Raw genomic sequence first — 10,990 nt, forward strand, 5'->3', positions numbered from 1 at the left:
CGGAGTACCTGCGATGACCGGTCATGCGCCGTTCGACGACCCTCGCAGCGCCCTGGCGGACGAGGATACAGCCAAGAAGCTGCTGGCCACGGAGCACGCCGACTGCATCGCCGGGTACTTCGACACGCCCGAGTCATGCAGTGTGGTGCGGCAGATCATCCTCGCCTATCAGTGCAACCGCTGGACGTTCCCTACACCCGCGTCTTGGGCGTCGTGGTTGGTATGAGCGGAATCCCAACCGCGGGGTGGTGGGACGTAGTGACGTCGCCCGCGTTCTGGACCGTCGCAATCGTGGTGTTCTGCATCGTGCTGGTTGGCGTGGTTGTCGGCAGCGACATCACCTACCCGCGCGATGAGTTGCCTCGCTCGCAGCACAATCACCGCGCAACGCGGAAAGACGCCCGGAAACGGCGGAATTGGCAACAGGTTAGGCCGCCTGAGCCATGGACACACGCTGCACCGCCGAGGCCCTTCACGGTGGCCGAAGCGCATCGCGTGATGCAACAGCATCTCGACTGCGACACGGATACATGTCAGCGCAAGGCTGCGGCATGGCAAACGTTGGTCGAGGCCGGTGTGGTCAAGCCGGACCCCAAACGGGGAGCGAGACGTTCCGCACTGCCACTCACGCGCAGTCGAGGAAACGGCGGTGCGGTGCGGGAAGGAATTCGAACGGCACCGGAAGGGGGTGAGACATGATCGGTTCGCTCATCACACTGTCTCATAACTGAATACAAAGCACGCGGTCATATGACCGGTTGTGCGGTCAATTCCGGGCAGCGCCCCGGTCGGCCGGAACATGTGATGCCATCCGCGTCCGGCCGGAAGCGCTGCCCTTAATCCTCACTTGCAAATCGAACGACGAGAGAGATTATGAGTAGCGAACAGTCGCAGCAGATTCCCAACGATGGCCCGTGGATCAAGTTGTCTATGTGTGGAGTTGGCTCGTTCAACGGGAAGACCGGTGAATTGGTCAAGGTTATGTGCCCGTCCCGATTCTGCCTCGCGATGGCTCCACTGATTGACGGCAAGATCGGCGAGCACGACGCTGCACTGCCGGTAGGCCCTGGACGATGCCCGTGGCTCGGCGTCCGCGTCGTAAACGACGAAGCCGACTTCATCGGCAACAACGCGCCTCAAAAGCGTCCGATTGACCAGTAGGTAAGTGAGTTCTGTTGTACCGCAGTGACTTTCTGTCTTCAGCCGGGCAGGCCTCGAACCGGTCTATTGTCGAGCCATTCGGCCCGATCCGCCCGCATCACGCCACCGCCGGTTGGAACCTGGAAGGTGATGAACGCGAATGGTGGTTGTCCAAAGCTCTCGGCGCAGATCAGGCGTGCGTGAAGGCCACCACAGCGACGACGTGCGTTTGGAGGGTCGTCCGTTCCTACGGACCCGTGTTGCAGGAATCGCGCGCCCACAACGATGTGGAAGACGCGAAGGCGCAAGCTGACTGCTGGATCGCGTGGACGTACCTTCCTTGATCGGTCACACTGGCATGCTCGGCTGGAATAGGAGAGGGGTAGGCGCAGTGGAGGGCGACAGGCCAGGCAACGAGATCCAGCTAGAGCAGCGAAGACGCGAACATCTTGGCACGAAATGGCTGTATGCCAGCCCAGCTCGATACGATCCGACAGAATCAACGGTGTTGACGTCTGCGAGGGGTGTGCGGAATTGGTGATTGACGAACGAATTAATCCCGGCTGGTTCGATGAGGGCGCCCAGCGCGATCCGGCATGGTTGGCATGGAAGGACCCGGACCGCATCAACGGCCAGATCGAGAAACTGTTCACCGAAACCTTGCCGTCCATCCCGACCAGCGGACCGGACCGGTGGCGCAAATGGAACGGCGATTTCCTGCCATCCCTCCCGACCAACGTGGACCGCTACGACCTTGATTTCATGGAAGAGTGGATTCCGGAAGCCCTCGACTACTTCTTTCCCACTGTCGATGATGCGTACGAGCCACGCAACTGGGATGCGGTCGACCAATTCACCTGCTATCTCGGCAACTACTTCGTCACCCGCTGCGGTGGTATGTGGTTCAACGGCGACGACGGACCGAACCCCATGTACGACGAACAGCCGGTGAACCCGAGAGTCGGCTACGAGTGGGCGTATGACACCGAACATGAGGGAACAGTTGACGATCCAGTTGACCTGCTGTTCCAGGCGTTGACACCGGTGGACGACGACGGCAATCCCGACGACGAAGGGAATCGTGACTTCTCCGTGGTCACGACCGAAATGCACGACCGCGCAATGCAGTACCGGATTAGTGTGCAAGACCGGACTTGATCCAGCTAGGGGGCGATGGTGGAAGACGGCGACGACGAACACCGTCGTCGCGGACATCGACGTGAAGGTCACACTCCCCAGGATCGGGGGCGGCAAATCCATCGGGGGATGGCTCAGCAACGCGGCGAGACACGCGAAAACGGTTGGCGCAATGAACAAACCGTGAAAACGGAACTATCGGAACGTCGGCACGACACGGCCCGGATCAACGAAAAGGGCGGCCGGGACTTCACCGAATACAAGTTCGGCAACCGGGTCGGCGGACCGAAAACGGCCCGGCAGATCGACAAAGACCGCAACGTCCTGGCCCGAGACCCGAACGCAACCGGGACATGGGTCGTGAAACACGGAGCTCTCGACAAAGCCACTAGAGACAAGCTCGTACAGCTGGTGCGGGACTTCCCGGGCCGGTTCCAGGTGGTGGAGTTGAGCCGCGCCGAAGCCGAGCAGGCGCGCAGGGAAGGCAAGGCGCTCGAGGCGCGGGAACGGTCGCGGCAGCTGGAACTGAACGTGAACGTGAAAGCCCTGATGCGGGCGCAGCGGGTACGGGAAGCAGCCCGCAAAGACCGAGACCGAGCACGAACACAAGAAGCGGCACAGCGGGCTATTGACGCACGTAACCGGTTGCAGCAGCAGCGAGCGGCGAGAGCAAAGCAGAAGGAGGCCAAGGGAAAAGAGGAACGGGACAAGCCGGAACGGGAACCGATCACCAAGGAAGAACGCGCCAGAGTGGAACGCGAGGCCGCCGAACGGGTGGCCCGCGAGATGCCGCCACCCAAGGTGGAGGCCCGCGGGCGGGACGAACCTGACGCGGTTGAGAAAGGCGGGCGTGACACACCGGAACCGGGCGATCGGACCCGTCAACCAGAAAGAGACCCTGTCGCCGAATTGGGCCGTCAGCAGCAGCGGGAGGCAGCGGATCGGCTGGCGGCGGTGGCACGGGAGGAGCGGGAAGCGGCATCCATGGGGAAGGTTCGCGACATGTCCCGCGAGGTGGCGGATTTGCTGATGGTCGCGCGTCCCACGCCGGGCATTGAATCGCCGTTTCGGGAGCCGCCGTCGGCAGGGTCGACCCGTGGCTTCCTGTTAGAACGGGAAAGGGAACGCCTCCGTAACGAGAAGCTGCGGCGACCGGGCGATAACACTCTTCCGGGTGGTTGAGGATGTGGGAGATCCGGCAACGTCCGTGCGAGGGTAACGGGGCCGGGCCGCGACCGTATGTACCGTGCGACGATTACCCCAGGGGGTTTACATGAGGATATTCGCGGTCGTGCTGTCCGTCGGAGCCGCTGTCGTACTCGCGGGCTGCAACTCGGGCAACGGCCCACAGGCACCCACGTTGAGTCCCATTCCGACACAACAGAGCACGACGAGTTCGGCGGCACCGCCAAAGTCGCAGCGCAACAACATCGTTAAGCACATCGGTGAGGAGTCCGGGATCGGCAAGCCTGGGCAGGCTCCGGTGGTGCGGTGGACCATCACGGACCTTACTGTTGATGCGCCGTGCACATCGCCGTTTGCGAAGCCGCCTGAGAAGGGGCACTTCGTCGTCGCCACCGTGGAAGCCGAAACGACGCCGGATTTCGAGATTGCCGCGCTGCCAGGTGGCTTCCTTCCCAGGAACAACTGGGCGATCGTGGACGCGAACGGGATCACGCAGCCGCAAGCCGACAGCATTAGTGCGCAACAGTGTCGCGACTACGACGTGCCCGAGTCTCTTGTGCCTGGGTCCAAGTACAGCTTCCACCTGGTTTTCGATTCGCGCACGCAAACAGGTGTGCTCACCTTCGTTCCGTTGGGGCGTAGCGGCGGCTGGGAGTGGTCGTTCTGATCCGAAGAGAAAACCGCCCCAGCTGGATTCGGCTAGGGCGGCTTCTTGTGCCGTCGTGCACGGCACAGATGATGGTACGGCGCAGCGGTGGTGTCATGGAATGACCGCGCCGACTGCGTCGGCAAGGCGGATATGACCCATCCAGGAGGGGTGGATGGTGTCGCAGGTGTAGGTCGGCCAGAGCGCGCTGGTGGAGGTGCCGCGGGTGGCGGCGTCGAGGTCGATGACACCGGCGATGCCGGTGGGCTGCTCGCAGAGCCAGGAGTTGTAGTCGAGCCGCACCGATTCGCGCGTGTCCGGGCTGCCCGGGAATGAGCGAGAGATCACCGTGGTGAGGTAGATGGGTTTGTTCGCGCCGATGATCGTGCGGACGTTGGCGATCACGGTGAGGATGTCGCTCTGCACCTGTGTGAGGGTGCGGCTGGCGCTGATGTCGTTGCTGCCCAGGGCGATCACGGCGCCGTCGTAACCAGCGTTGGCGTGGTCTTGTCGGGTCCACAGGCCCGCGGAGGGGTTGGCGAAATAGGCGGCGGTGATACCAGCGAGGCTGAGATTGGTCACGAGGGCGTTGTGGCGGGCGGCCCATTGCCACGGGTAGTTGCGCCATAGCGCGGTCGGGGTCTGGCCGCTCGTACCGCGCGGTCCGGCGATGCCCTCGCAGATGGAATCGCCGACGAACAGGTACGCCGTGCGGCGTGAGGTGCATTCGTATTCGATCAGCCAGTCCAGCGGGATCCATGTCGTCTGGTTGGTCGCGGCTGATCCAGCGATGGCCGGATCGACCCCGGTGGCGGGGTCGGTCCAGTACCAGGCCCGGCCCGCGCCGGACTGTACCGACAATGAGCTGGATGCGGTCGCGGCGATACCGATCAGGTGCTCGCGGTTCGCGTCAAATTGGTCGTCCGCGGAGGTGACCCACGGTGAGGTGTACCAGGAGCCGTCGCCGGGGACTACGAAGTCCGAGCCGACGATCACGCTGGCGGTGTTGCCGACGAAACTGCCTGTCTCGCCTGCTGTTCCTGCGCCGCTGGTGCGGTTGTGGTCGCCGTGGATGATCTTCTTGCCGGTGAGCGTGGTCTTGGTTGCCTGGGCGGGGGTGTCGTAGTTGCGGAGCTTGATCCGCCACCGGGTGGTGGTCGCGGGCAGTTTGACGACGAATCGCCAGCTTGCTGCCGTGCCGGAGTTCCATGGGTTGCCGGTCGGGGTGACCGAGCCGCCGAGGCCGCCGTTGCTGTAGCTGAGCGTGCGCGTGATCAGCTGCCCGTAGAGGTCGTCGATGCCGTTTTCGAGCCGGTTGAGCGCTGCTGCGCTGATCGGGGTGGCCGTCGACGGCGAGTTCTGCCAAACCTGTTTGGTGAACGGCATTTATGGCGCTCCTGGATACAACGTTGGTGATGGGTAGAGGGTCTGCGACGGGTACGGGATTGGGACGACGACAGCCGCGGCGAAGACGCCCGTGCCCGCGAACGCGGCAGAGGCCACAGCGATCGTGACGATCGTGGTGGCGAAGACGCCGGATCCGGCTAACAGAGCAGTGACTTGGTTGCCGCCGATGATGGTGGCGGTGGGCGTGCCGACTCCGGCGAATGCGGCGGTGGTCGGCACGGCGATGGGACCGGTGCCCGATCCGGTCCCAGCGAATCCCGCGTCGATGATGCCGACCGCGGTCACGGCTGCGGATAGTGTTCCGGAACTCGTGGATGCGGCTGTACGGGCCGCGCCGTGCCGCGCGGTGGCGGTCAGGGCACCAACCCCGGAGAACCGTGCAGGGTGCGCCGCTGTGGCGGCCGAGGCGCCGGCGCCGCCGAACCGCGCGGTCAGGGTGATCTTCGGGCGTATCGCGGCACGCAGTTGCCCGCGGCCGGAGAAGCGCGGGAACAGACCAGGTTTCGTCAGTATTGCCCCGGTTGTTGCGCCGATTCCGGTGAAGTTCGCGACTATGCCATCGGGGACGGGTGGGATCCACGCGGCGGGTGCGGTTGCCACGGTTACGGTGGGGGCGTTGGCGATCCAGCGGGAGCTGGGGATGTCGGCCTGTAGTTGTCCGGGCCGCGGTGGGTCGGCGGCGAAGGTCACGGCTCAGCTCTGGGTGAAGCTCGGGGTCACCAGGATCTGACCTTGGTCACCCAGGGTGGTCGGGGTGATGGCCACCTTGTCGACGAAGTCGGTCGCCCCTCCGTTCGCGGTTTTCCAGAGCCCGGCATAGGTGTAGGTGCCGGCCGGGACGTCGAAGGCGACCTGCAAGCCGTTGATGATGCCGCCGGTCGAGCTGGTCCATGTGGTTTGCTGGCGGGCGTAGGGTGGTGTGCCGCCGCGGGCTTCGTGATCGCCGGTCGCCCCGGGATCGCCGGTGTGCAGGCTGATCCAGCTGCCGAGGTTCTTGTAGGCGTCGGCGAGGGTCTGCCGGGTGGCGGGAACAGCGATGGGCATGGTTGATCTCCTCAGATGACGAAGCCCAGCGACCAGGGCCGATGGGTGGTTGTGGCGGGGTGATGGTGTTTCAGCGCCGGTAGCGTCGGACGACCGGGCCGTAGAACCAGTCGTGGCTGGTGGCCGGTGCGGTGGGCATGACGACCGACAGGACGTAGAAGGCACCGCCGGGGATCGTGTCGGCGGTTGCTGGTGGCACGCGCCAGTCCACCGACAACGGGGTCACCGTTGCAGGCCAGCTGTCCAGCAGCGTGGTCTCGGTGCTGTCGTAGATGTCGATCTGCGCTGTCATCCCTGCCGGGAAGCTGGTGGTCTCCGGCGTGATGCGGTGAACGAAGTTCCTGCCGCGCGACAGGATCAGCGGTTTCGCGATTCCGTCACGACCCAAAGAGGAAGTCATGCCGTCTCGCTGTCGGTCGGCTCGTCGACCGGCTTATCGGCGGGCGGTTCGGGTTCGGTGATCTGGTAGCCGCCGAGCAGCTGCAGCGCCGTCCAGTACGCGCCGTCGATGCGGTCGGGTGTGTCGGGTTCGTGGTGGAGTACGAACGAGCCGGGCCGCCGCGTCAGTGACAGTTCGGCGCAGGCGCCGGTTTCGGTGCCGAGGAACACCTGCGCTTCGGGCCGGACGATGTCGCCGTAGCTCGGGGTCAGGCAGACGGTGACGTAGGTGTGGTTGTCGAAGGGCGGATCGATGCGGAAGCACCGTGCGGTCCCGGCGTAGCCGTCTACAGATTCGATATGCACTGTGGCAGTTGGCATTACATCTCCTTAATCGAACAGGTACTCGATGACGGTGACGCAGCCATTGGCGCCGCTGGCACTGGCTCCACCACCGCCTGCGGGGAATCCGCCTGTCTGGCCGCTGTTCCCCCCGCCGCCGGACTGGCACGCCTGCCACAGTGGGGGGTTGGAAGTTCCGGCTGTGACGAGCCCGGACTTGCCGCCAGCTGCGCCGGGGCCGCCGCCTCCGCCGCCACCGGCGAGTAGGCGCACGACACCGGAGGTGACCGACTCGCCTGGTTGACCGCTGCCGTTTCCACCGTGGCCGCCCCGCATGAACGACGCGCCGCCGGTGCCGCCGCTGGCAGCGCCCGTGCCACCCGGGGCGGTGAAGATGTCGCCGAAGGAACTGTCACCTCCATCACGGCCGCTCGAGCCGCCGGTACCCACTGTCACAAGAACCATTGCCGGGAGCTGGAAGTCGGCGATGCGCTCTTTGTTGTCGACTGCGCTGCCGCCTCCACCTCCGGCGCTGGTGTTACCGGCGCCGCCCGCGCCGCGGAGGATCACGTCGAGAGCGAACAGCCCGGCGGGTTTCGTCCACACCGCGTTCGAGGTGTAGACGCGCATGACGGTCTGCATCAGCTGGACCGTTCGATGACGAACACGATCCCGTTGCCGCCGTTGCCGCCGTTGCCTGAACTGGAGATGCCGCCTCCTCCGCCCCCGCCGCCGCCTGCGGGAAACGCTCCATGGCCGCCGTTGGAGCTGGCGTTGATGGAGCCTCCCCCACCTCCGCCGCCGGTGGCCACGATGCGGGACGGGGGTTGCCCGTTCTGGCCTGGGTTTCCCGGGTTGCCTCCGGGTGAGATGCCGCCCGCGCCACCGGCTGAGCCGTTCCAGATGGGGGTGCCGCCGCCCCCACCGCCGCCGCCTCCGCCGTTCAGGTCGTAGGAGGACACCGAGCCACCACCGGCCGTCGAGCTGGTGGCACCGTTGCCTGCCGCGCCGCGACCGCCTGCACCGCCGGGGATCATGCCGACACCACCGGTACCGCCGGGTGAACCTGATGTGCTGGGTAGCGAGGTGCCGCCGACGCCGCCGCCCGCAGAGATCTGATAGCTACCGGTGCCGAACATGGTGTTACCGCCGCCGGTGCCCGGCGCTTCGGATCCGGTGCCGCCGGGTCCGCCTGCGCCGACGGTGATGGGTATCGGGGCGAAACTGCCGTCCGGGTTCTTCGGTAGCAGGTTGGCCGGGACCTTGACGTGGACCTCACCGCCACCGCCGCCGCCCCCGCCGCCGGATCGTTTGTCCGCCAGCACGTCCCACCGGCCGGACCCGCCTCCGGCGCCCGCGCCGATGGCGATGATGTCCATGCTGAGAATCCCGGCCGACGGCGTGTAGGTGTTGTTCGAGGTGAACACGATGGCGTTGCCTTGCAGGACCAGCTGATTGAACTGCTGGCGCAACGTGGTGATCGACTTGGAATGGTCGGTGATCGTCGGCAGCTGAGCAATGTACTCGTCGGTGACGTTGCCAAAAATCGCGTCGACCACGCTGTTGAACCCGCCGAGGATCGCGGAGACCACGCCGCCGATCAGCGACAGGATCATTCCGATCAGCATGCCGCCCAACCCGCCCCAGTTCGATGCCTTGACATCGGCGGCCAAGGCGTCGGTGATGTTGGCCTGGGTGCGGTTGGCCATGCCGGGGATGGATCCGTTGGCCGATAGCCCCCAGTCTCCGGCGTTCCAGCCGCCGCTGCCGACAGGGAAGGTCATAGGGCATCCAACGGAGGCGGCGGTGGAACCTCGAGTCCTACGGCGCGCAGGCTTTCGCGGACTTCGTTGTCCCACACGGTGTGGCGGGCCGCGGCGACTCGGTGGCGCTGCTTGTGCTCCTCGAATGCGTGTGTCACCTCGGCCAGCTGGTTGCGCAGCGGCTCGACAAGGTCAGCGGCAGCCTTGGTGAGTACCTGGACGGCGTCAGCGCGCTGCTTGCGGCGGCCGAGTAGACCGGTCACAAAGGCTGTGCCGAGGCTGCCGACACCCAGGCCGCCGAGGACGGCGCCCACATCTGCGATCACGTCGCTCTCCATGCTCGTGCGGACCGGAACAACCACCGGGCTCACCCCGCCGCGTAGTCGTCGCCGTCGAGGCGGTCGATGATCGGTTCGGCGCGCTGCAGGAACACCAGCACCGGCGTCAGGAACAGGGCAGCGGTCGCCGCCCACTTCCCCACTACTGCCAGATCACCGGTGGCGAAGGTCGAAGCGGTCACGCCAAGCAAACCGACGATGCAGGTCAATCCAGCGATAAGGGCCTTTGCGATCTGGGACGGCTTGTAGCGCAGCGGGTTCAGCGATGTCATCGCTTCGCCTCCTTCGGGTCACAGCATCCGGAGACGCCGAGCTTGGCGCCGATCGCACCCAGCGCCTCGGCGATGGTGCGGTCGCCGAGGAAGTCCCAGCCGGGGAAGTCGGCGCCGCGGCGGGTGCCGGGCCCGCCGAGCTGGTCGAGGATGAGGCCAGCGTGGCGGTCGATGTATTTGATTTCGTCTTCCCGGCTGACGGTGTCCCCGTCGAGGTTCTTGATCAGTTCGCCCCAGGACATGGCGGTACCTCCTTGTGGTGTCGTGAGTTTGCGGTCGATGGCGGCTTGTACGTCGGCGCGGAAGCGGTCCATGTCCATGCCGCCCGGATCCCACTTCCCCTGGGCCGCGCCGGCCCACTCTTTGTGGCCGATGACGTGGGAAGCGTCGTGGCCGAGGTGGCGCAGGATCGCGGCGACACCGCGGACATAGGCGTCGTATTGGCGCGGCGACCAGCCCTCGCGACCGTTGTTTTCGGCCTCGATACCGATCGTGCGGCGGTTCGCGTCGTTGATCGGCAGGCCGGGCCAACTGCCTTCGCCTGCGTGCCAGGCAATTCCGGCGCCGCAGACGGTGTAGACGCCGTCTCGGGACAGGTGCAGTTGGGAGCACAGGCCCAGCTGTGGATGGTTGGCGATGTAGCCGGGGTTGTTGGTGGGCGGGTTGTTGCCGGTGTGATGGGCGATCACGCCCCAGATGGCGCCGAAATCACCGTGCCCGCGGTCGCGCCAACCGGAGTACTCGATAACCGAAAGCCCCTCGGCTCGAAGGACTTCTGGTAGCCATACCGGATCAGCCATTACTCGTCTCCTCCCTCAAGGTGTCGCCGCCGTCCTTGCTGTTGGCCTGCTGCATGTGCCAGAACTGGCGGCCGAGTTGTTGCAGCTGTTCGATTGCCTCGGGTACGAGCGGTGCCTGCGCGGCGCGGGCGGCGCGGCGCTCGTCGTCGGTCATGGCGTCGATGCGGGCGGCCAGCTTCGGGTCGAGGGCCTGCAGCATCTGGCACATCTGCTCGCGGTGCTGCTCGGATGAGGATGCCGTTGGGGCCTGCTGCTGGGCGAATTCGCTGCGCGGCACCCATGCCGACGGGTTCAGCCATGCGGCTTCCGGGTGGTCACCGGCCGACACCGGTAGTTCTTCCATCAGCTCCGGGTGCACACGGACTCCGCGGCGGTACAGCACTTCGGCCCACGGTCCGCGGGCTTTCGGGTGGATCGGCACCAGCACGCCGTCGCGCTGGCCCGGGAAGGCGTCGAGCAGCGCGATGAGCATGACGAGCTGGTCGGCACCGTCATGGAACACCGGATGCTCGGGTGGTTCAGGCAATGTCGTTGTCTC

Annotated in this window: 16 protein-coding genes; 5 read left to right on the forward strand and 11 right to left on the reverse strand. The window is 65.6% G+C overall.

From position 1 onward, the window contains the following. Window positions 1-13: 13 nt before the first annotated feature. From IU452_RS09285 to IU452_RS09305, 5 genes are all read left to right on the forward strand, one after another. Window positions 14-226, forward strand: coding sequence for a hypothetical protein (locus IU452_RS09285; RefSeq protein ID WP_195108544.1), 213 nt, complete (start codon window positions 14-16; stop codon window positions 224-226). Between the two features lie 647 nt (window positions 227-873). Next, window positions 874-1,161, forward strand: a complete 288-nt coding sequence (locus IU452_RS09290) for a hypothetical protein (RefSeq protein ID WP_195108545.1) — start codon at window positions 874-876, stop codon at window positions 1,159-1,161. A gap of 516 nt (window positions 1,162-1,677) precedes the next feature. Continuing rightward, window positions 1,678-2,298 carry a hypothetical protein gene (locus IU452_RS09295; RefSeq protein WP_195108546.1) on the forward strand — a complete coding sequence of 207 codons (621 nt, stop codon included), beginning with the start codon at window positions 1,678-1,680 and terminating at the stop codon, window positions 2,296-2,298. 108 nt (window positions 2,299-2,406) lie between these two features. Then, window positions 2,407-3,459, forward strand: coding sequence for a hypothetical protein (locus IU452_RS09300; protein ID WP_195108547.1), 1,053 nt, complete (start codon window positions 2,407-2,409; stop codon window positions 3,457-3,459). A gap of 91 nt (window positions 3,460-3,550) precedes the next feature. Then, on the forward strand, window positions 3,551-4,129 hold the full coding sequence (locus IU452_RS09305; RefSeq protein ID WP_195108548.1) for a hypothetical protein: 579 nt from the start codon (window positions 3,551-3,553) through the stop codon (window positions 4,127-4,129). A gap of 93 nt (window positions 4,130-4,222) precedes the next feature. On the opposite strand, the gene IU452_RS09310 is transcribed toward IU452_RS09305, so the two are convergent. The 11 genes from IU452_RS09310 to IU452_RS09360 form a co-directional block, all read right to left on the reverse strand. Further along, window positions 4,223-5,494, reverse strand: coding sequence for an SGNH/GDSL hydrolase family protein (locus tag IU452_RS09310; RefSeq protein ID WP_195108549.1), 1,272 nt, complete (start codon window positions 5,492-5,494; stop codon window positions 4,223-4,225). Then, a complete protein-coding gene (locus IU452_RS09315; RefSeq protein ID WP_195108550.1) occupies window positions 5,495-6,205 on the reverse strand; it encodes a hypothetical protein in 711 nt (236 codons plus the stop codon). A 3-nt stretch (window positions 6,206-6,208) separates the two neighbouring features. Further along, window positions 6,209-6,559, reverse strand: a complete 351-nt coding sequence (locus tag IU452_RS09320) for a hypothetical protein (protein ID WP_195108551.1) — start codon at window positions 6,557-6,559, stop codon at window positions 6,209-6,211. Between the two features lie 70 nt (window positions 6,560-6,629). Then, complete coding sequence (locus tag IU452_RS09325; protein WP_195108552.1) at window positions 6,630-6,959, reverse strand: DUF7264 domain-containing protein; 330 nt, start codon at window positions 6,957-6,959, stop codon at window positions 6,630-6,632. Then, window positions 6,956-7,318 carry a hypothetical protein gene (locus IU452_RS09330; RefSeq protein ID WP_195108553.1) on the reverse strand — a complete coding sequence of 121 codons (363 nt, stop codon included), beginning with the start codon at window positions 7,316-7,318 and terminating at the stop codon, window positions 6,956-6,958. The genes IU452_RS09325 and IU452_RS09330 overlap by 4 nt, the downstream gene beginning before the upstream one ends. Window positions 7,319-7,327: 9 nt before the next feature. Further along, on the reverse strand, window positions 7,328-7,921 hold the full coding sequence (locus IU452_RS09335; RefSeq protein ID WP_195108554.1) for a hypothetical protein: 594 nt from the start codon (window positions 7,919-7,921) through the stop codon (window positions 7,328-7,330). Further along, complete coding sequence (locus IU452_RS38845; protein ID WP_195108555.1) at window positions 7,921-9,063, reverse strand: glycine-rich domain-containing protein; 1,143 nt, start codon at window positions 9,061-9,063, stop codon at window positions 7,921-7,923. Before IU452_RS38845 ends, IU452_RS09335 begins: the two co-directional genes overlap by 1 nt. After that, window positions 9,060-9,368, reverse strand: coding sequence for a hypothetical protein (locus tag IU452_RS09345; protein ID WP_195108556.1), 309 nt, complete (start codon window positions 9,366-9,368; stop codon window positions 9,060-9,062). The genes IU452_RS38845 and IU452_RS09345 overlap by 4 nt, the downstream gene beginning before the upstream one ends. Window positions 9,369-9,409: 41 nt before the next feature. Further along, window positions 9,410-9,652 carry a hypothetical protein gene (locus tag IU452_RS09350; protein ID WP_195108557.1) on the reverse strand — a complete coding sequence of 81 codons (243 nt, stop codon included), beginning with the start codon at window positions 9,650-9,652 and terminating at the stop codon, window positions 9,410-9,412. Further along, window positions 9,649-10,452 carry an N-acetylmuramoyl-L-alanine amidase gene (locus tag IU452_RS09355; protein WP_195108558.1) on the reverse strand — a complete coding sequence of 268 codons (804 nt, stop codon included), beginning with the start codon at window positions 10,450-10,452 and terminating at the stop codon, window positions 9,649-9,651. The genes IU452_RS09350 and IU452_RS09355 overlap by 4 nt, the downstream gene beginning before the upstream one ends. Beyond that, window positions 10,445-10,978 (reverse strand): hypothetical protein, encoded by a 534-nt coding sequence (locus IU452_RS09360; protein ID WP_195108559.1) that lies wholly within the window; start codon window positions 10,976-10,978, stop codon window positions 10,445-10,447. The genes IU452_RS09355 and IU452_RS09360 overlap by 8 nt, the downstream gene beginning before the upstream one ends. Window positions 10,979-10,990 lie beyond the last annotated feature (12 nt).

Source organism: Nocardia transvalensis (genome assembly GCF_015477765.1).
GTDB classification, from domain to species: domain Bacteria; phylum Actinomycetota; class Actinomycetes; order Mycobacteriales; family Mycobacteriaceae; genus Nocardia; species Nocardia transvalensis_A.

Coding starts and splice junctions, on each gene's coding strand:
- IU452_RS09355 (WP_195108558.1), bottom strand. CDS start 10,452: ATGGCTGATCCGGTATGGCTACCAGAAGTCCTTCGAGCCGAGGGGCTT.
- IU452_RS38845 (WP_195108555.1), bottom strand. CDS start 9,063: ATGACCTTCCCTGTCGGCAGCGGCGGCTGGAACGCCGGAGACTGGGGG.
- IU452_RS09300 (WP_195108547.1), top strand. CDS start 2,407: ATGGCTCAGCAACGCGGCGAGACACGCGAAAACGGTTGGCGCAATGAA.
- IU452_RS09290 (WP_195108545.1), top strand. CDS start 874: ATGAGTAGCGAACAGTCGCAGCAGATTCCCAACGATGGCCCGTGGATC.
- IU452_RS09335 (WP_195108554.1), bottom strand. CDS start 7,921: ATGCAGACCGTCATGCGCGTCTACACCTCGAACGCGGTGTGGACGAAA.
- IU452_RS09285 (WP_195108544.1), top strand. CDS start 14: ATGACCGGTCATGCGCCGTTCGACGACCCTCGCAGCGCCCTGGCGGAC.
- IU452_RS09305 (WP_195108548.1), top strand. CDS start 3,551: ATGAGGATATTCGCGGTCGTGCTGTCCGTCGGAGCCGCTGTCGTACTC.
- IU452_RS09350 (WP_195108557.1), bottom strand. CDS start 9,652: ATGACATCGCTGAACCCGCTGCGCTACAAGCCGTCCCAGATCGCAAAG.
- IU452_RS09310 (WP_195108549.1), bottom strand. CDS start 5,494: ATGCCGTTCACCAAACAGGTTTGGCAGAACTCGCCGTCGACGGCCACC.
- IU452_RS09330 (WP_195108553.1), bottom strand. CDS start 7,318: ATGCCAACTGCCACAGTGCATATCGAATCTGTAGACGGCTACGCCGGG.
- IU452_RS09325 (WP_195108552.1), bottom strand. CDS start 6,959: ATGACTTCCTCTTTGGGTCGTGACGGAATCGCGAAACCGCTGATCCTG.
- IU452_RS09320 (WP_195108551.1), bottom strand. CDS start 6,559: ATGCCCATCGCTGTTCCCGCCACCCGGCAGACCCTCGCCGACGCCTAC.